At 35.4% G+C, this 19,271-nt stretch carries 17 protein-coding genes, 1 tRNA gene and 2 pseudogenes; 7 read left to right on the forward strand and 13 right to left on the reverse strand.

Annotated features, from left to right (window positions below):
- Positions 1 to 11 precede the first annotated feature (11 nt).
- The 5 genes and pseudogenes from B9Z54_RS12955 to B9Z54_RS24855 form a co-directional block, all read right to left on the reverse strand.
- Complete coding sequence (locus B9Z54_RS12955) at positions 12 to 251, reverse strand: DUF5348 domain-containing protein (RefSeq protein WP_113928799.1); 240 nt, start codon at positions 249 to 251, stop codon at positions 12 to 14.
- Positions 248 to 1,048, reverse strand: coding sequence for an ExeA family protein (locus B9Z54_RS12960; protein WP_113928800.1), 801 nt, complete (start codon positions 1,046 to 1,048; stop codon positions 248 to 250). Before B9Z54_RS12960 ends, B9Z54_RS12955 begins: the two co-directional genes overlap by 4 nt.
- A pseudogene (locus B9Z54_RS26695) lies at positions 1,041 to 2,399 on the reverse strand (DDE-type integrase/transposase/recombinase). The gene B9Z54_RS12960 and the pseudogene B9Z54_RS26695 overlap by 8 nt, the downstream one beginning before the upstream one ends.
- A 38-nt stretch (positions 2,400 to 2,437) precedes the next feature.
- The gene (locus B9Z54_RS12970; RefSeq protein ID WP_345840730.1) at positions 2,438 to 2,965 is read right to left on the reverse strand and encodes a DUF6431 domain-containing protein; all 528 of its coding nucleotides are present in this window, start codon (positions 2,963 to 2,965) and stop codon (positions 2,438 to 2,440) included.
- Positions 2,946 to 3,155: a hypothetical protein gene (locus B9Z54_RS24855; RefSeq protein WP_119549755.1), complete on the reverse strand. Its 210-nt coding sequence runs from the start codon at positions 3,153 to 3,155 to the stop codon at positions 2,946 to 2,948. Before B9Z54_RS24855 ends, B9Z54_RS12970 begins: the two co-directional genes overlap by 20 nt.
- A 32-nt stretch (positions 3,156 to 3,187) precedes the next feature.
- Between B9Z54_RS24855 and B9Z54_RS12975 the strand changes: the two genes are divergently transcribed.
- Positions 3,188 to 3,460, forward strand: coding sequence for a hypothetical protein (locus tag B9Z54_RS12975; protein ID WP_113928802.1), 273 nt, complete (start codon positions 3,188 to 3,190; stop codon positions 3,458 to 3,460).
- Positions 3,461 to 3,548: 88 nt separating this feature from the next.
- Positions 3,549 to 3,837, forward strand: a pseudogene (locus tag B9Z54_RS25725) (ABC transporter permease); the annotation flags it as partial.
- A gap of 118 nt (positions 3,838 to 3,955) precedes the next feature.
- Here B9Z54_RS25725 and B9Z54_RS12985 read toward each other — a convergent pair.
- The 7 genes from B9Z54_RS12985 to B9Z54_RS13015 all read right to left on the reverse strand — a co-directional run bounded on the left by B9Z54_RS12985 (position 3,956) and on the right by B9Z54_RS13015 (position 10,420).
- On the reverse strand, positions 3,956 to 4,675 hold the full coding sequence (locus tag B9Z54_RS12985) for a hypothetical protein (RefSeq protein ID WP_113928803.1): 720 nt from the start codon (positions 4,673 to 4,675) through the stop codon (positions 3,956 to 3,958).
- A complete protein-coding gene (locus B9Z54_RS12990) occupies positions 4,672 to 5,061 on the reverse strand; it encodes a hypothetical protein (RefSeq protein WP_113928804.1) in 390 nt (129 codons plus the stop codon). The genes B9Z54_RS12985 and B9Z54_RS12990 overlap by 4 nt, the downstream gene beginning before the upstream one ends.
- Positions 5,058 to 5,954, reverse strand: coding sequence for a ParA family protein (locus B9Z54_RS12995; protein ID WP_113928805.1), 897 nt, complete (start codon positions 5,952 to 5,954; stop codon positions 5,058 to 5,060). The genes B9Z54_RS12990 and B9Z54_RS12995 overlap by 4 nt, the downstream gene beginning before the upstream one ends.
- Positions 5,955 to 6,316: 362 nt before the next feature.
- Positions 6,317 to 6,420, reverse strand: a tRNA-OTHER gene (locus tag B9Z54_RS24860).
- Between the two features lie 61 nt (positions 6,421 to 6,481).
- A complete protein-coding gene (locus B9Z54_RS13000; protein ID WP_162785203.1) occupies positions 6,482 to 7,000 on the reverse strand; it encodes a hypothetical protein in 519 nt (172 codons plus the stop codon).
- Between the two features lie 1,125 nt (positions 7,001 to 8,125).
- Positions 8,126 to 9,841, reverse strand: a complete 1,716-nt coding sequence (locus tag B9Z54_RS13010; protein ID WP_113928808.1) for a DNA cytosine methyltransferase — start codon at positions 9,839 to 9,841, stop codon at positions 8,126 to 8,128.
- 165 nt (positions 9,842 to 10,006) lie between these two features.
- Positions 10,007 to 10,420: a very short patch repair endonuclease gene (locus tag B9Z54_RS13015; RefSeq protein WP_113928809.1), complete on the reverse strand. Its 414-nt coding sequence runs from the start codon at positions 10,418 to 10,420 to the stop codon at positions 10,007 to 10,009.
- 196 nt (positions 10,421 to 10,616) lie between these two features.
- Here B9Z54_RS13015 and B9Z54_RS13020 point away from each other — a divergent pair, with 196 nt between their 5' ends.
- The 5 genes from B9Z54_RS13020 (at position 10,617) to B9Z54_RS13035 (ending at position 17,622) form a co-directional block, all read left to right on the forward strand.
- Positions 10,617 to 12,095, forward strand: a complete 1,479-nt coding sequence (locus B9Z54_RS13020) for an ATP-binding protein (protein WP_113928810.1) — start codon at positions 10,617 to 10,619, stop codon at positions 12,093 to 12,095.
- Positions 12,082 to 14,757, forward strand: coding sequence for a Z1 domain-containing protein (locus B9Z54_RS13025; protein ID WP_345840727.1), 2,676 nt, complete (start codon positions 12,082 to 12,084; stop codon positions 14,755 to 14,757). The genes B9Z54_RS13020 and B9Z54_RS13025 overlap by 14 nt, the downstream gene beginning before the upstream one ends.
- A 270-nt stretch (positions 14,758 to 15,027) precedes the next feature.
- A complete protein-coding gene (locus B9Z54_RS13030; RefSeq protein ID WP_275887808.1) occupies positions 15,028 to 15,627 on the forward strand; it encodes a PD-(D/E)XK motif protein in 600 nt (199 codons plus the stop codon).
- The gene (locus tag B9Z54_RS26215; RefSeq protein ID WP_275887809.1) at positions 15,612 to 15,776 is read left to right on the forward strand and encodes a PD-(D/E)XK motif protein; all 165 of its coding nucleotides are present in this window, start codon (positions 15,612 to 15,614) and stop codon (positions 15,774 to 15,776) included. Before B9Z54_RS13030 ends, B9Z54_RS26215 begins: the two co-directional genes overlap by 16 nt.
- Positions 15,777 to 15,780: 4 nt before the next feature.
- Positions 15,781 to 17,622, forward strand: a complete 1,842-nt coding sequence (locus B9Z54_RS13035; protein ID WP_113928812.1) for an AIPR family protein — start codon at positions 15,781 to 15,783, stop codon at positions 17,620 to 17,622.
- A 146-nt stretch (positions 17,623 to 17,768) separates the two neighbouring features.
- On the opposite strand, the gene B9Z54_RS13040 is transcribed toward B9Z54_RS13035, so the two are convergent.
- The gene (locus B9Z54_RS13040) at positions 17,769 to 19,154 is read right to left on the reverse strand and encodes an ion channel (RefSeq protein ID WP_113928813.1); all 1,386 of its coding nucleotides are present in this window, start codon (positions 19,152 to 19,154) and stop codon (positions 17,769 to 17,771) included.
- Positions 19,155 to 19,271 lie beyond the last annotated feature (117 nt).

Genomic DNA, 19,271 nt, shown 5'->3' on the forward strand with positions numbered 1-19,271 from the left:
CCCCAGAACATCTATAAATCTACCTCGTAGGTTTCATTTTGCTTCAAATAAAAACGGACTTCATGACTGCCGGTGATGATGTACCAATCTCTGCCGAGCTCAAGCCGGCATGACAACACCTTGCCATAACCGAGGTTCAGCTCGAACCATTCACCACACCTCAGTTTGTAACCTTTTTGATCTCCCCAATTAACAATCCAACAATCAAGTGTCTCATCAAAGTACATACTCTTCCAACGACTTTTCTTCATGCAAGTTCTCCTTCAATCACCTTCTTGACCATACGGTCATCAATGATTCTTGAGCCATTTTGAGCTGCGAACAGAAGACAATGTGTCGCCAGTTTATTGATCAGTCGTGATGCACCACTTGAAAAGCTGAAAATCTCATCAAGGGCTAGATCACTAAAGATATCTCGTTCAACACCGGCATAGCTCAAATGCTTATTCATATATTGCTCTGTTTCTGCTCTGTCAAGATGATCAAGCTTAAACTGGATATCGATGCGCTGACGGATTGCTGCGAATGACTGAAGCCGAAGGCGATCCCACAGCTCAGTCTGTCCTACCATAATCAATGCCATGGGACTTTGCGCATCCATACGGAAGTTTAAAAGGAAACGTACTTCCTCTAACATTTCACGATCAAGCAGATGGGCTTCATCGACCACAACCACAGGCGTTATCTTGTGAATGCCTTTCATCAATTCGATTTCACGATGTAATTGGCGCTTGGCATCACCTCTGTAGAACTTTGCTTCGAGACCCAACTGTTCTAACATTCCTTTATAGAAGTGACGTGGTGTCAACTTAGAATCTGATAAATAGATCAGCTTGAAATGCGATGGATCTAGTTGATCTGTAAATCTGCGAATAGCTGTCGTTTTTCCAAGCCCGCACTCACCAGTCATGATAGCGAAAAGCTGACGTTCTGCGGCATAGTTCAGTCGTCCAATAATCTCTTCGAGCTGAGTAGATTCATATAGTTCAGTCGTTGGAATGCTGCGAGAAAATGGCGTATGGCGCATCTCAAAGAAGGACTCAAACATGACTCGTTCCCCCTTTGCTGATATGACGGAAACTCACGGCTGGGACAGAAGGTATAATGGCGGCAGCCTTTCTTGCCTGGTTAGGTTTTTTAGCTCCCTGAAGAAGTCTTGAAGAACCGGCAGGTTCCTTTATCATCTTCTCCGGAAGAGATGGTCTTTTTCCTGTTCTCTCTGAAATCACCATTCTTTTTGCTTTCCAACTATCAAAACCCGGATAAACTACGGTTAATTCAGTAGTGTCTTGAGGGTCATAGGTAATTTCAACTTTACATCCAACGAAATTGATACCTACTTCATATTTTTCATCCTGAAAACTAATGCAGCCAGCTTTATCGACTTTCCTTGTTTCTGAATGCAGGAATGCGTGAGCGAGCTCTTCTGCAGAAACGTGACGAATGGGCGTACCTTCACTGCGATAAGCTTCTAATGGTGTGATGTTTTTCTCTAAAGCTGAGTGCGGCTTATGAAGATAACGCTCATCAAGCCATACACCTAACCATTGATTTAACGCTTCAATTGTTTGAGGGTTTTCTAGTTTCACCTCGTTTAAAAACTCTTCGAATGTGCGATTAAAACGTTCTACTTTACCAGTCGATTCAGGCGAGTAAGGACAGGCATATAGAAGCCGGGTACCTAACTTGGAACAGGTTCTGGCCATCCATTTCGTCCGGTACTGCTTACCGTTATCAAAGTAAACACTTTCAGGAACCCCATGCTTTCTGACAGCTTCACGAAAAGCATCTTCAACACAACGAGCATCAAGCATAGGATAGAATGCCACATGAAGTGGAAATCGAGTCGCGTCGTCTAAAAAAGCTACCATATATACCTATTTTTTCGTACCGTTCGGTCCAATCGGTAAATAAGGTCCGTATTTAATATCAGAATGCCATAAGGCATTCCGACAACGCTTCTGAAAACGTCGGACAGCTCCAGATGTTTCATGATACATCTTCATTTGCCGTGAACTATAACCACGTTTTGCGAGACGCTCCTGCAGTGTTGATCGTTTCAGTACACCTTTTTCTACAAGGCCATCCCACTCGAGGATTTGAATAATGGAGGCAATACTCCTACTTGGCACTTCACGTCTCAGTAAAATAGCCTGTTCAAGCACTTGATCCTGTAATTCTTCTGGAACTGAACGATAAGGTTTTTGTTTTAAACCCTCAAAGCCTTTTTCCTTAAACTGCGAGATATAGCGTCGAATGGTGCGTTCTGAAAGTCCGTGCCTCAGACAGATTTGCTTGATGAGTCTTCCTCGCTCCTGCTTATCCAATTCTTCATCTAATAACGGCGCAATCATTTGAAAGCGATTCGTTGCCTTTTCATCTGCTTTAGTTCTATCCATTGTTAACACTCCTTTTTTCTTGATAATTGAAGTGTAAATCATGGATAAGCGGACAAAAACGCAGAACGGGTATGTATCCAAAAATGATGATTTGCAACTGGATGGACAATTTTCCCCAGCCATCCACTTGCTGTGCCAAACCATTGTCCAATTCGTTTATGTACAGGCAACAGACGACTGGACAGGTCGACCGTTGGGGTCTCATTCTGCTCAAATTGAATCAGTAAGGATTGAAGAATAAACAACCAGTAATCAATCAAAATAGAAAACCATTTCCTCCACCCGTAAATCGTAGATTCATCCGCTGCCACCGTCAGGTGGGCTGTTTGAAAAATGGTTTCCTCAATGACATCTGCAGCGTATCGTTTATATGGGATCATTAAGTCAGGAAGCTCGTGATGAATCTTGTTGCACTGCTGGCAACGCAGCCTCCTGATAATAAACGTTCTGGCCATGCCTCTTTCATCTTTTAACTTTCTCTCCCTTGAACCAATGACCTTGAAGTCCTGATGATTACAACAGGGACAAGGAACCTTTTCTGCACATTTAATAAAAAACGCCTTTATCGGCGGATTCCACTATGATATAATCATTTACAACAATCATATTGTTTGAGGGACGTCTTCCGTCGCGCCACTGGTAATGGCCGGCATCATGGAAGGCGTCTTTTCCTTTCTTTAGGGTTATTAAGGACATTATATCCGTCAACCCCTGGACAAACAATACCGTCAATAAATGGACGTTTTTAAACAGCATTAACATTTGTCGACAAATGTTGGGGCGTCACTGTGACATTAAATAAAGAATTTATTGATTATATTCACTCCTTACAAAATGGAGAAGAATTTAAAGAAGCAAAGTTGGTTTTCAAAAGTAAAGAAGACATCGCAGAAGCTGTTTCACATAAGCGTGTAATTCTGCAGTGTTTGGATATCGTTCTAGGGACGATGGAGTATAGGTTGAATGAAAAGAACAAGATCATTTCTTACTTAATAATTATTTTCACCTTTATTATAACTAAAAAATACAACAATTTTATTGTAAAAAAGTTGGAAATGTAATATAGTTTGAAATTTTAGGCTAAGCAAATACGGGTTCAGGGCCTGCCCCAGCACACTAACGTATTAACCGGGGATCAGGCCCCCTTTATCTGGACAAATAGATTCGGGGGCTTCCTTGCTGATGGAGGCTGTAGCCGCTGTCTTCGTCGGATTTTCCGTTCTTGGAATGGGAAAACCCAATGCATTGGGAAACTTTCTTCGGAGCAACTTTAATAGGAGTGCTCCTCAATGGGCTGACCATGCTGAATTTACCGTACTACTACGCATTTTAAATTGTAAAAGGCACCGTCCTTGTCCTTGCATTGACGGTTACGTATTTCCGACTCAGTGCAAAAAAATCAGGGCATACGAAAGTACAAATGAAGAGTGGCAGTTGATGATTGGTAGGAGGAAAAAAGCCTGATCCCTAACACACTAACGTATTAAGTGTTGGGGACCAGGATTTTTTATTCCTATTAGCATTCGACAAACGTTGGGGGTCGCTGTGACAGTAAATTACCTAAAACTGGGTGAGGATTCATTATGTATATTATCAAAATAATGATGGTAAGAGTCTGAACCTAAAATACTTTTCATTTGTATTTTATTTGCTAAACTCATAGTCAGATCATTTAATTGATTGTGTTTTGAAAACGAAACTAAAAAATATTCATTAATAACATTTAAAAATTTTGAGAACTTTTGAACCTCTGAATCAAAAGGCGGTTCATTCAATTCAACAATATAACTAAGATGAGATTGCTGAGTTGTGGGGTTGCTATGAATTATTTGTGAGTTTGCACCAAAATAGGAAAATAATGAGTCGCAGGAAGTCTTGAAACTATTTTGATTATTTCTATAGGCAGCAACTTCTTTTAGTTTCTCCTGAATACGAAAAAATGGCATATTATTAGCATTTTCTATATCCTGACCAATACTAACTAGGGTCATTCTTAGTATGTTTTCTGAAATACTTCTTTTTATAGCTGATATGAAAAATGAATTGTAGTTTGGTAAATGGAATAGCATTAATAAAAGTTGATGCTTTAAGTATGAAAGGTGATCGGTAAAATTTGAATCTTTGAAAAAATCCAGAAAAACATCTGTGATTTCAATTAATTTAAATAATTTTTCAATTAACCTTCGGTTTTGGGAAAAATTGAAATTACTCTTAGGATAAAATTCTTCAACAAAATTTTTATATTCTTGACAAGATTTATCTATAGTATCGTTCATGAATTTTTCCTCTCGAATTGATCTAAAAGTGAGTCAAAATAATTTCCATCTTTTTTGGCTTTTTTAGTTCCTTGGTTACTCGAGTAGTTATCATCGAAAGCTATTTTATTAATAGAAATATTAACTTGTTTTAACTGATCTAAAGTGAATGATTCAACTAGCCGGCATACTCTCCCGACAATTTGGGTTCGACTAAGAAAAACATAAGGTTTAAAAGAAATATTATTATTCTCTAAAAAAGATTGGATCTCATTATTGTTTTTATATATTTCTTTTGAAAGAAGAAGAGTCATTAGTATTCCATACATGTGAGCCCTATATGTTTGTTCTTCACGAATATTTTTAGTATTTACTAAGAGTATTCTCAATATCTCCAAATCACTCATTCATTTACTCTCCTTTCAAATTCATCTACTAAAATTGTTAATTCTTGAATTTTAGAACTTTGAGAGTCTGTGATAAAGTATTCTGCCTGTTTGGGAAGATGGCTATTGTAAACAAAAGAACTATCAAAGAAGTTTATACCTAAATTTTGAACTTTCTTAGATTCAATAATTTTAGTTTTTAAATTTTGAATACCAGTGCTAAGTTGTTGTAAATCTGAAAATACAACTCCTAGGGATTTTAATTCTCTTCCTGAGAAATAAACATGATGATGGTCTTTAATTTGTTTAACTACTTGGTCTAGCATATCAATTCCTAATACAGAGTAAGAATCTGGTCTAGTAGGTGTTATATAAAAATCACTTGTAATAAGTGCAGCTATTGTGTAGTTGGAATATGTAGGTGGACAATCTATAAAGATAAAATCGAATTCATTCTTTAGATTATGTCTACTAACATAATTAAAGAGATGGTTTTCTATACTTGAGTTCCTCTCTGAAAAAACTGATTTTAATGTTCCAGGAATAATTGAAATATTCTCATCAAGTTTTAGAATACAATCTTCTTTAGTTAATTCAGAAACTTTTCCGGGTGTAAATAGCTTATGTATTGATGCGTTGGTATAATATTTCTTTCTAACTTCTATATTAGTACCTATAGTATTTTCAGCAAATTCATCTAATTCAAGTAAATCTTCCTGACTATAATTATACTTACGGAAAAATGATTGGGTTAAATTTGACTGTGGATCTAAATCGATAAACAACATTTTTTTATTTCTTTTAGTTGCAAGGTAATAGCCTATTTCCTTTGTGAGAGTAGTTTTTCCGACTCCACCTTTCATGTTAATAAATGAAATTACTTTTGCTTGGTCCCTAATCTCAGTTTCTGTCATTGCAGTTCCTCCTGTTTTATGAAATTGAAAATTACAATATTAAAAGCTTAAAGTTAAAGGTTATTATTTATTCGTATATTCGCTAACTTAATAGTAAGGGGAAGAAATTATAATTTGTTTTAATCATAACATTTCTAGTATTGAAAATGTTACCATTATATTTTGATCCAAATCAGATAGGAGTAGTGTCAATTGTGTAAAGATATTGCTTAACATTAAACACTAATCATTTACTAGCAAAATATTAAAAGATTTTAAAGTTCTAAAAGTTTTTTGACTCTAATTTGAACTAATCTTCAATAAACAACCTGAAAATCAAACAAGACCCCTGCCTATTAATAGGCAGGGGTCTTGTTTGATTATGGAAGTGACGGGACTCGAACCCGCATACATCCCTATTTAAACTGCATCCTTCGATTGATGGATGCAGTTTAAATAGGGTGTTCAGCCATTGAACTACACTTCCGTATATATCTATCTCTATTATAGCGATATTTTCATTATTTTCAAGTAACATCCAAATGTAATTAAATATAGACTAATCTGTGGCTAAGTAAAAAATTCTCTATTTCTTGTGTAGTAGAAGGGACTGGCAGGTCAAGTTTTTTAACATATCTCTCAATCTGTTTAGCTCTCTGAACAGAGTCAGTCTTTAATGTGCGTCCCTTTTCTTTCCACTTTTCAATGAAAATTCTTTCTGCCTTTTGTGATGTAGAAAACTCAACATCACAAGTAGAAATTATCTTAATAATAATATCACAAAAACCTACTATCCCTCTTAAATCAATCTTTACACTTTGGCCTATGTCATTACTAGTTAAGGGATGGTGAACGGGAACTTCATTGACCCCTAGGTTTGTTACATCAGCCACTATTGAAAACTCATTATAAGCATCAATTAGTCTTTGATTAATCTTTCCACCATTATGCATAATAGAATTTCTACATTCCTTAAAATATCTATAACACTTCATTAAGCTTTCAATATTATTAATTCGGTATTTCCGTGAATTTTGCAACTGAGAATAAAATGCATTTTTTAACATGGTAGAATGAGGGGTGCATATCCTATTGATAGCTGGCATAATGCCTGTAGGATTGCCCGTACGAGGATTTGTATTAGTTGGAAACTGAAGGTCTTTTTCTAGGTTGTTTGTTTCATTGAGTTCGGCAGTTATTTCTGTACACCAGGATTCATGAATTGCAAAAATATTTGTGAGAATTACTTTTGAAAATTGTTCACATTGATGAGACCATTCATAATCTATATATATTTTTTTAGGTTTGTTTGAACACCACTACCTTCTACAAACCTGCTATAAATTTCACGATCGGTAGCATCCGGTTTAAGTGTAAGATATTCCCCTACCTGCCCTCTTAAGTTCCACATCGCGGCAGTGGTAGGCCAAACGAAATTAAATAAATCGGTAATCTCTTTATATGCGTTTTTAGAAGAATTAAAGAATAAAAATGACATATTAGTTAGGTTCCTTTCTGTTGTAGTGTTATTTTATTTTCTATGCCATCTTATCTTATCATTAACTATGAAGTTGATACTATAAAAAATATTGCTCATGGCATATATTTGGGAGGCTCATAGTTAAATAGTAGAATCTCTCCTTGCTATAGTTAAAATCAAAGCAAATCTTCAGTATATTAGATATCGGATGTTGCACTATTATTGGACTCAACCATTACATTGGTGCATAGGCCTCAAGATTTCTCCGTGGTTGAGAAAATACCATGCAAATGAGAGGCTACTAGGAACAGGCTACACATTTATCCAATAACTTCTATCTGGAAGGTTTTGCTTTTTCTCTTTGTAATTGAGCAAAACCATCCAACACCTGAGCCTTTTAGTTACTGCATTGCTCTTGGACAGGGAAAAGAAAATAAAAATCACTTTTTCTGTCTACACCGATAAGCTACTGAGATAAGGGCAACCTCGTCTCTGATTATATCTCTTGGAGGAGTTAACCTGTCCTAGTGGCGCTTTCAATGTATGAGGGAATGGTATTAACATCCACTTCGTAGTAGGAGTCTTTCCCCTAGAAATCAATGTTAAGGGTTCTGTAGCTATTAATGAAACCTTAGCGCCACATGGCGAAGTTCATAAATAATGCACATCCCTAATTATTCTATCTGATATAATGATGAAAAAAGACAGCTTCCTATTCGGAGCTGTCTTTTCGTTGTAGCTTATCTAAATTTTTTAACAAAGTAGATGCTATACCTTTAGCTAATAGTGGAGGAACTGCATTTCCTACTTGCTGATATTGTTCATCTTTCCGTCCATAAAACCTAAAAGAATCTTGGAAAGATTGTAGCCTTGCAGCTTCTCTAACGCTCAACGCTCTTGCCTTTCTTGGATGCTGCCACATTGACTTCCGAACGTTTACAACAGTGGGAGAGGGTTCGTCGTAATTTAACCTCAGGTATACAGTGTTTTGAGTTCTAGAAGCATCGCTATAGCTAGATTTCAGCTCATCGGAAAGACTGTGGAAATTCTTTCCGTTGGTCATTCTTATCTCTTCAAACCTTCTTTGGATAAGAGGTGAACTATTAGTGTTTATGTGGTTGTGTAATGTATCAGTATGATTCAACTTTTCTCTATAGTATCCTACCAAAGGCGATTTAAATTGTTTTGCTGAATAGATTTCCGCATTATACTCAAACAAGTCCTTTTGAGGTTCTATATCTTCTAAATCTAAAATCGCATCTTTAACAGTGTATTTGTCTGAGGGTAATTCATCGGGTAAATCTAATTCTAAATTTCTATTCTTAACTCCCATCATAATAAATCTTTTTCTTTTTTGTGGAACGCCATATTTAGAAGAATCTAAAACTTTATATTTTACCGAATAGCCATAATGAATAAAGACTTTTTCAAGATAATCTACCAAGTTGTAGGAATACACTTTTGCTTTAGCTACAATAAATTCGCTTTCTTGCAAAATATCTAATTTTAAACAATCAATTTCTTCATCTTTTAATTCCTGACAACGAGTAAGAAATCGATTATACTCATTAAATTTAACAAAAGATGTTATTAAGTCATCAGATGTAATTGACTCTTTCAATAGTTGAGACAAAAATTGCTTAATATCTATTAACAAATCGACTAAAATTGGATTTTGAGTAGGATAATTTGAAATTAGACTCAGTGTTTCTTCGATTTCACCTATTTCTTTTTTGTTCTTAAGCTCTATTCGGTTACTCTTTGAAAATCTGCGTTGAAGGGTTCTTAACCTTATTAATAAATCAGTTTGGCTAATAATAGGTAGTGGCACATCAGAAAGTGCATGAATTTCTGTAAAAAATTCCTGTGTAAGATTATTTGTTTTGAGCAATTCGATGTTATCAAGTTGATAAATAGGATTCTCTTCGCTGGTTAATGATTTTAAATGCGAAATGGAACTATAGTCACCTTTTGCTGCATGTTTATTTTTAGTCACAAAAAACTTGTGAGTTGAAGATTGCATAGTTTTAACGTTTTCCATTACAAAAGCTATTGGCTTTATCTCATCAATTGCTCTGACGAACTCCTTTACCAACTGGTTGTTACCTGATATTAAATAATTTTTTTGACGGTTAGCGTTAGAAAATCCCTGGCATGGAGGTCCACCAACTACAACTGTAGAACCAGAGTCTAATTGAAGATATTCTTTCACCTGCTTAAAGATAATCTTAGTTATATCACTTTTACCGTCTTTATCACGGAGAATTATTTCTTGGTTATTTCCATGATTTTTAATATATGTCTTTTGGGCTGCGTCATTTATTTCAATGGCTCCAGCCACCTTGAATTTTCCGGTTTGTTCAAAACCATTACTTAGTCCGCCAGCTCCTGCAAATAAATCCAATAAGTTATATATCTTCTTTTTCATTCATAATCACTTCCCACAAATCTTTCTTATATAAGCAGCATAGTCTAAAAGTGGTGATAGAGCAACTATTTATTATAAAACCAGGAGGGGCGTGGTGTCTAGTTGACATTCCAGATTAATTTCTTTTTTGCTTTGTGGGTTGATTTACCTGAAGAATTAAGAGTTTTATTCTTTAGCATGTTTTATAAAGGAGACCACTTTATCTATGGTAAGGTCATAATCCTTTTTAAATTCATGTTCCCAAATTCGTATAAGCTCCCAATTATTTTCAAGGTAATATTTGTTTATTTCCTTGTCCCTTTCCTGGTTCCTCTTTAATTTTTTCAACCAATAATCCTGATTTGATTTCGGCATATTTCCATGCGAAGGACAGACATGCCAAAAGCACGAGTCGATAAATATGACTACTTTATATTTCTTAATTGCAATGTCTGGCTTTCCAGGCAGAGATTTAACATTCTTCCTGAACCGAATTCCTTTTTGCCATAACTCTCGCGAAACTCTATTTTCTAATTTAGATTGTGACCTTATTGCTTTCATATTTTTCGTCCTTTGTTCTCTAGTAAGGTTGTCAGTCATATATATCAAATCCCTCTTTCATATACATAAATTTTTCCCTTCAAAAGGATCGAAGAAACAATAAATAAATAGGAAATTAAAAAAATGTTCTTCAAATACTTGCATTTGATAACAGGAATCTAAGGAGCAGCTGTATTTAAGTATTAAACCTGCTAGAATAATGTATATGGAATCCAATTGGAAATAGGTGAACTATATGAATGAAGTAACAACACAACCATCGGCTGCTCCTGTGATTCAGGCATTAAGAAGTATTGGATACAACTCTCAGACAGCTATAGCTGATTTAATAGACAATAGTATTGATGCAAAAGCACTTAATATTAGCCTTGAATTTTCATATAACGAAGGTAACGGCTCTATTAAAATTATAGATAATGGTAATGGTATGGATGATAAGGAACTACAAACAGCAATGACCATTGGATCTAAAGACCCAAGAGATAGACGCGAGCGTGATGAATTAGGTAGATTTGGAATGGGGTTAAAAACTGCTGCTTTTTCTTTAGGGAAGAGATTAACTGTTGTTAGCAAAAAGGACTCTAAGGTTTCTGTTAGGTGTTGGGACTTGGACCATGTTAGTGAAAAGAATGAATGGCTGCTGTATACCTCGATTCCTGAAGATATTTCCTTGAGTTTTGATGAAATACAGGGCGATAACGGAACTGTTGTGCTTATAGATAAACTAGATAGATTCTGTGGTTATGGGACTAAAAATATAGTCAAATCAAGTAGTTTCTATAGTAAGGTGAATCGTATTCAGAAGTATCTAGAGTTGGTTTTTCACGTTTTGTTAGAAAGAGAAATTCTCATAGAGATTAACGGTAATCAACTGCTAAGATGGAACCCATTCTTAGAAGGGAATCCTAGATGTTATGAAGGTGAGGTTCAATATCTTCAGTTAAATGGAAAAAAGGTAGTGGTTACTCCTTATGTACTTCCACACCCATCAACTTTTAATAAGAAGGAGCATAGAGAAGCAGGTGGCATTAAAGGATGGAGAGATCACCAAGGTTTTTACATTTATAGAGAGGATAGATTGGTTTCATTTGGCGATTGGTTTGGATTGTTTCCTAAAGATGCAATCTCAGAACTAGTCAGAATAAAAGTGGATTTTACAAATGAAGCTGATGAAGAGTGGAAGTTAGACGTCAAGAAATCCACTGTCACCATCCCAGAAGATATTAAGGAAGCTTTAGCAGCAATTGCGAAATACTATAGACAACTTTCTCAAGAAATAATGCTGTATAGAACTAGAGCATCACGAACCGGTGAAAAAGTTAAAGGTTCTTTGAATACTTGGGAATTACAATCTGATGAAAATATTAGCAATTACGTGCTTAACAGGAACCACCCTGTATTGATGCATATTTTAAAGGAGTTAGATGATGGAGTAAAACGGAAATTAAATCTCTATCTAAAGTTAATTGAGTTAGGATCACCAAACAATCTATTGAAGACAGAATCAATGGTTAAACAGGAGAGGCAAACGGTCGATGAAAGCCAGAGAAAAACAATCATTGAGTATGCAGAAATACTTATGAATTCCGGAATGGAAGCAAGCCTGGATCAAATCTCCGAGTCCATATCATTAATGAGCGGATTTGAGAGCATAGAGATTCATACAATAAAAGATATATTGCAGAAAGAAGTTGATGCTAGTGTCAAATTTTGATAGAGCAAGCTATATGATTATGGTTGATGATTTACACAAACTATACAAAAACTTTGATATGGAAGACCCATTAAATCAAGCAATCAAGGATACAGAAAAAAACCTCATTAAAAAATGGGGTCAAATAGATGATGAATTAAGGGAAGGCTTGGCCTTGGAAGCTTACGCAAAGTACGGTTCTTTTAATGTAGAAAAACCTGGTGTGTTAAAAGGCCCTGAAGCATTTAATTGGGGAGGGGATTCTAGGGGGTATTCATATTTCTGGCCAAGATATGAAAAGTATCTTCTAAATGAGAAGAACTGGGAAGAAGATACTGTCAGTTCTATAGATATTTCTACCAATGAGATACTAGATTGTATAGGTAACCCGAAGGCAAAAGAGAACTTTGATAATAGGGGATTAGTATTGGGTTATGTTCAATCAGGTAAGACAGCTAATTTTACAGGGCTTATCAATAAAGCTTTTGATGTTGGTTATAAACTGATAATTGTATTAGCAGGAATGCACAATGACTTAAGGACTCAAACTCAGCTCCGACTAGAAAAAGAGGTTGTAGGGACCATAGATCCTATCACAAATGAAAGGCAAGGGGTAGCTAAGATAAAAACTGGTGGTACACAAATAGAAACATGGACCACCCCACAAGAAGATATCTCAACAGCAAATGCCATAGGGATTAGAAACTTAGAAAAGCCTATATTGGCAGTTGTAAAAAAACATAAGGATGTACTTCTAAATCTTATCGACTTGATTAGAAATAGTATCAATATGTCCGGTGTTAATCCGCCAACTTTAATCATTGATGATGAGGCTGACCAAGCTAGTGTTGATACAGGTAATAAAACCAAACCAAGCACTATAAACAAGCAGATTAGAGAGCTATTAAGCTTGTTCGATAAAAAGGCCTATGTGGGGTATACTGCTACACCGTTCGCGAATTTATTAATTAACGCTGAGGCGAACCACAAAGATGTTGGAATGGACTTATACCCAAAAGACTTTGCAATATCTCTGCCTAAGCCTAAGGACTATTGCGGCCCAGACGAGTTCTTTAACACATCAGGATATATGGAAGATAATAAGCCAATGTATATTAGATATCTTAGTGAAACAGATGTTAGTTTACTAGATGATATAACAAGTAAAGATGATACAGATATATTTAAACAAGTTCCCCCAACTATGGAGGAGGCTGTTCTTTCATTTTTATTAACAATAGCTATTAGAAATCTTAGAGGGCATAAGAACGAACATAATTCTATGCTTATACACACTAGTAGGTTTACGGATATACAGAATACCATGTGCAGCGTTATTGAAAAGTTTTATAAAAAATTATCTAATGAAGTACTTTACGATTCGGATAGTAAGTATATAGATAAATTAAGAGATTTGTATGAAGAAGATATTATTCCAGTTCAATCATTTATTGATTTGTCTGAAGAAAACCCAAAAGTTTACCCTTGGGTTGAAGTCTTTATAGAAGTTCGAAAGATTATTGGTAAAGTGGAAGTCATGGAAATAAACGGTGAGAGTGATGATGCGCTAGAATATGAAAAGCATAAAGAAAATGGATTAAATGTAATTGTAATTGGCGGGAACAAGCTATCAAGAGGATTAACCTTAGATGGATTATCCATTTCCTATTACTACCGAAACAGTGCCATGTATGATTCGCTAATGCAGATGGGAAGATGGTTTGGGTATCGAAAAGGTTATATGGATCTATGCCGTATTTATACAAGTAAAGATCTCGCAGATAACTTTGAACACCTATCGAATGTAATGAGTGAACTAAGAGAAGAATTCAAAAAATATGATAAGTTAGATGTTACTCCAGAAGAGTATGCTGCTAAAATGAAAGATCACGAGAGCATGAGTGTTACTAGTCCAAATAAAATGAGGGCTGCGGAAAAAACTCCAAATTACTCAAACAGCCTTCAACAAACTCGTATCTTTGATAAGGATAAGGCTTTCTATGATAGGAACATGGAGGCAACTCTTAAATTACTCCATAATATTGATGAACAATTTAAGGTGAAAGAAGGTTCTACTCGTTATCATATAGCTAAACAAATACCAAGTACAACTATTATTGAATTTTTGTCTAATTATCAAACTAGTATAACTGCTTCAAAGGTAAATAGTAAGAAAATAGCTAATTATATAGATGATTTAAATGATAAAGGAAAGTTGAACACATTCAATGTAGTTGTTGTAGATGTCACACCTAGCACCTTGAAAACAGCACAAGTAAAAGAAAAGAATATAAAAAAATGGAAAGTAAACTTAGGTCCTATATCAATTGAGAGTGCTGTATTAAGAAGTATCGCCAGAGATAAAGGAAAAGTTAATAGACTAGTAGATCTAGGAGCAATTGTTGCTTCTAATCAAGAGTTTGTTGATATTGAAGGCAGCTCTAATAACAAATCTGAAAATAGAGAACTACGGAACAAAGAGAACCCAGTTCTTATGATATATCCATTGCATCCAGCTGTGGAACCATTTAAGAAGTTAAATATTAACTTTAGTGAGAATCTAGTACCAATAGGGATAGCTCTCTCATTCCCAGATATTGAATTGGAACCTTCAAGATCCGGTGAAAGAGCCCAAACTAGTAATGGGTACGTTCATAATCGAACAGTTGGAAGGAATAAATAATATGATAAATATATCCAATAGTTTTAACACACTAGTGGAACGAGCATCAAAAGATGAAAATAAAGATGTATACCAGCTAGAACCAATCCATTTTCAGAAGCCTTACCTTTTAATAGGGTTAGATTTATTAAATAATCAAAAGCGATTATATATAGATATTACTAATGAAAATTGGAATTCTGAACAACTAAAAGCATTTCCAATGTGGAGAGGAATCCATATTAATCAAGAGTACTTTGCCAGAATTGGACCATTAAAAGAAAAAATTTTTTGGTTATATCACAGGAAGTTGATGAGAGTGACGATATATTTGAAAATGTGCTGCAGAATATCGTGGATCATATTCTAGTAGACGAAGAGTTACCTTTGTATACCTCGATATATGAAGTGCTAGATAGATGGCATAATTTCTTTAAAAAGAAATGGGACGCAAAACTTTCTGAAGAAGAGGAAGCGGGTTTGTTTGGAGAATTATATTATATCAACAAATGGCTGGAAATTTTCCCATCAGATCCTCCTTTAATCATTAATGATTGGAAGGGACCCTTAAGATTCAGGATAGACTTTGTAAGAAAAAAAAGTGGTATAGAGATTAAAACTCTCTCCCCAAAGATAAGGGATGAAGTCAAGATTTCCAGTGAGAAACAGTTAGAGTTAAATCCAGTCATTAACGAGTTATTTCTATACGTACTTAAAATTGAGAAGAACGACACAGTTGGCTGCACTTTAGAAAATATTACAAAAAGTATTGAAGAGAAGCTTATTAAAAAAGCTCCATCACTTGCGGTTAAATTTAGAGAAATACTTCTATTTAATAATATTAAGGTGGATGAGTATAACAGCAATTATTTTTTGTGCATGAAGAATTAGCCTACGAAGTAAAAGAGAAGTTTCCTAGAATAGAATCGAAACAGCTTCCTAAAGGTGTAAGCAGGATTTCTTATTCCCTAGACCTATCTCACTGTGAGGAATTCATAGTAGATGTGGAAGACGTGTTTAAGTTGAATAAAAGGAAGTAGAGAAATGATTGAAGATAAACGAAAACTAGAGTTTTTACAAGAATTCTTAGACACTGTCGAGCAGAAGGCAAATGTAATGGGATCAAGACAAACACCTTTTTTGCAAGAGGTTCTTCCGTATATCAATATGGAGGACGAGCCTACACTCATTTACTATGCTAAGCGGGATTTAAAGCTCCAAATAAACGGGTATTTATACTTTGAAGATACGAATGTCCTTAATCTCTATGTTGTTGATTATGAGCCATTATTTGAGAATGATTCTATACCGGTAGTAAATATGACCACAATTAAAGAAGTCGCAAACAAAGCGAAAAGATTCTTTACCAACGTTGACTCTATCTTAGAGATAGCAGATAAATCGATGGAATTTCTTGATCTAATTAAGTTAATTAGAAGTAATCGTAATGAGATAGAGGAAGTAAATATATTTGTAGTTTCTAGTAAATTTTATCTTACAAATAAACCAATAGATTTATCTATTCCTGGAATAGAAACAGTTAATGTACATGTCTGGGATATGGATAGAGTATATAAACTCTCTGAAGCAGAGCAAGGAATAAGAGACTTTGATATTCAATTTGAAGAAGAGTATAACTCAACCATTCAATTAATGCACGTTCCCAACCCTGAAGGAAATGGTTTAATAGTTTGCTACATTGGTGCTATTCCTGCCAGCCTGCTAGCAAAACTTTATGATGACTGGGGGCCGAAACTGGTAGAGAGAAATGTGCGTTCGTTTTTACAAGCTCGCGGTGGTACTAACAAAGGTATACGAGATACTTTAAAAGATCCCGAGCAACGAGAGCTGTTTGTCGCCTATAACAATGGTATTTCAAGTGTTGCAAAATCAGGTGACATTATTCAAATAGGGGATTCAAATCTTTACGAGATTAAATCCTTAACTGGTTGGCAAATTGTCAACGGAGGTCAAACAACAGCTTCTATTCATCAGGCGTTCAAGAATGACATTGATCTCGAAGGAGTATATGTACAAACCAAATTAACCATTTTAAATACAGGTGAGGCAAATGCAGATCAGAATGTTGATCGTCATGATGTAGAAGATCAACTTATTGCAAAAATCTCTGAATATGCAAATACACAAAATAAAATAAATAAGTCTGATCTCATGGCTAATACAAGGTTTATGTCAGATATTGAAAAGCTATCTCGTAATACATGGATACCAACTTTTGATAACCGTAAAGAAGAATCGAAATGGTATTTTGAGCGTGCCAGAGGCCAATACATGGTTGATATTAGCAGACGTTCAAAAGGGAAAGAACAAACAGCATTTAAAAAGATGTACCCAAAAGAGAAAGTTCTAAAAAAGGTAGAATTAGCAAAGTACTTTATGTCTTGGGAGGGGCATCCTCACGTTTCAAGTAAAGGCGGAGAGGAAGCTTTCAAGAAGTTTATGGACTTAAACAGCCAGTATTGGAAGCAAAGCCTGACTACTAATGAAGATGGAGAAGCCACTAAGCAGGTACAAAATATCAGCAGCGACTTTTACAAGGAACTTATTGCTAGAAGGCTCATCAATGCCTATGTTTCCGATGTAGTTGATGAAATGAAACTAAAAGGTTACAGAGCAAATGTTATTTACTACACTGTTGCTATGCTCGGTCATCTATACAAGGAGCGTATTTCCCTAATTGATGTTTGGGATAAGCAAGGGCTTTCTGAAGAATGGAGAGATGTAGTTAGGATAATTGCTGCTAATGCTCTAAATTATCTAAGGGAGTCAGCAGGCGATCAGAATGTTACTCAGTGGGCAAAAAAGCAAGATTGCTGGTCTGGGTTTATTAAGGAATCGGCTGATGTTTTGAGGGCATTGGTGTGAGTTTAGAGAGTGAAAACACTTCCTAGGTATTTACTTCAGTTTATGTACTTATACTGAATTTGATGAAGTTGAAACATACTAGTATGCTAAGCTTTTAGAATAAAGAACAAAGCAACCAACTATCAATGCAGGTTGCTTTGTTTTTCTTATTTGTCCTGTTTTTTAGAAAATAGTACCCCTAATAGGACTACTATTAAGGTTAATAAAGTTGAGTTGTTACTAGACTTTTTCTCACTTGCAATGCCATTTTCAACCGGCAATCCTGATTCTTCAAACGACTCTTGTTTAACTTCTGGTTTATCAGCTGTCTTTGCTGCTGAGGTCTGGGAGCGGTGTGCCGTGAATTTTTCGTAAACTATGTTAATGATTATCCCGAAAAATACTAACTGCAATAAGAAGCTGGTCAGCATTTCAATGAGTACGATGAAGCGAATGTTTCCCTTTGGTAAAACATCACCATAGGAACCGCCGAAAAACGTTGTACCGCTAAAGTAAATATAGTCGGCATATTGGTTGAAGGAGTCTTTATTGTCATTTACGTAAATATGATCTCCGCCAAGTACTCTTGTGTCTGAAAGTATTTGGTTCTTAGTGAATCCTTGTTCTAATACAGATATAAAGCGTGGATGATCAAATGTACTATATACTATAGCGAAAAAGGAAATGATAATGAAGACCGCACCTACTATTAATCCAAGGAGCTTTGGTATGGTCAGGACTTCTTTATGTTTGATGATGAAAATGGATAAATAATAGAAGATGAATCCTATGCCTAAAAAAAGTAGTGCTAAAAAGATTTTAGCTGCGAGCTCGTATTGTAACGAGAAAACCATTGCCGGAAAAGGAATGAGGAGGAGTGATGTCAGGCCATATAGTAAGCCGCTCCAACTCGGTATGGAAGATAATTTTTTCACAGAAAAGATAAAGATAAAAAAATTAAGAATGAAGAAAACAGATAGAAAAATATAGATAGTACCAGGCAGGGTGGTCTCGGAACTACCGGAACCTGCTGAAATAAAACTGATATTCCAGACGCCAAAACTGTTATCCTTGGCGTTTTTTTCTTCTAATAAGAAATCCATTTTATAGTCAGAATCGATATTTTTATTTAAAGACCCATATCCATTCGCAAGGATTAATTGGTTAAAACTGTAGGTGTCCTCTTCAGAAAAGTATACAAGGTACTGGTTATTGTCCATTTCTTTTAAGTGTACGCTTTTATTCAAAAGAAGCTTTTCAATTTCTTTGATAGCATCAACTTCGGCAAATTCGTTGCCTGTAAGAGTGTAGAGTTCCAGTTCGCCCACGGTTTTATAGTCCATTCCAAAAGTGCGGATATCATTTACTTCCGCGAATTTCTGGTACTTTTCATAAATATCAGTGGAAACTCCATACAATTTAACTTCTTCTTGGTTATTGATCTCTAGTGTATCCACACCTATTACTTTGGTGACTTTATTCTCCTCTGCTGAAACAGTTTGAGAAAAAAGCATGGTAAGAATCAAAATAAATAAAACCCTTATAAACCTCAAAAAATCCCTCCTGGTAATAGAACCGGCTGCAACTAATTAGTTAATTCTGGAATCCTCATATATTATATACTAAGAGGTTGATAGATAGAAATTGCGAGGGATATTTCAAGACCGGAT

The sequence above is a fragment of the Bacillus sp. P14.5 genome (assembly GCF_003316765.1).
Taxonomy (GTDB): Bacteria; Bacillota; Bacilli; order Bacillales; family Bacillaceae_B; genus Rossellomorea.

What these genes read in the sequence shown, in the direction of transcription:
- B9Z54_RS12955 (WP_113928799.1), bottom strand. Translation starts at nt 251, where the DNA reads ATGAAGAAAAGTCGTTGGAAGAGTATGTACTTTGATGAGACACTTGAT.
- B9Z54_RS12960 (WP_113928800.1), bottom strand. Translation starts at nt 1,048, where the DNA reads ATGTTTGAGTCCTTCTTTGAGATGCGCCATACGCCATTTTCTCGCAGC.
- B9Z54_RS24855 (WP_119549755.1), bottom strand. Translation starts at nt 3,155, where the DNA reads ATGCTGTTTAAAAACGTCCATTTATTGACGGTATTGTTTGTCCAGGGG.
- B9Z54_RS12985 (WP_113928803.1), bottom strand. Translation starts at nt 4,675, where the DNA reads ATGAACGATACTATAGATAAATCTTGTCAAGAATATAAAAATTTTGTT.
- B9Z54_RS12990 (WP_113928804.1), bottom strand. Translation starts at nt 5,061, where the DNA reads ATGAGTGATTTGGAGATATTGAGAATACTCTTAGTAAATACTAAAAAT.
- B9Z54_RS12995 (WP_113928805.1), bottom strand. Translation starts at nt 5,954, where the DNA reads ATGACAGAAACTGAGATTAGGGACCAAGCAAAAGTAATTTCATTTATT.
- B9Z54_RS13000 (WP_162785203.1), bottom strand. Translation starts at nt 7,000, where the DNA reads ATGTTAAAAAATGCATTTTATTCTCAGTTGCAAAATTCACGGAAATAC.
- B9Z54_RS13010 (WP_113928808.1), bottom strand. Translation starts at nt 9,841, where the DNA reads ATGAAAAAGAAGATATATAACTTATTGGATTTATTTGCAGGAGCTGGC.
- B9Z54_RS13015 (WP_113928809.1), bottom strand. Translation starts at nt 10,420, where the DNA reads ATGACTGACAACCTTACTAGAGAACAAAGGACGAAAAATATGAAAGCA.
- B9Z54_RS13020 (WP_113928810.1), top strand. Translation starts at nt 10,617, where the DNA reads ATGAATGAAGTAACAACACAACCATCGGCTGCTCCTGTGATTCAGGCA.
- B9Z54_RS13035 (WP_113928812.1), top strand. Translation starts at nt 15,781, where the DNA reads ATGATTGAAGATAAACGAAAACTAGAGTTTTTACAAGAATTCTTAGAC.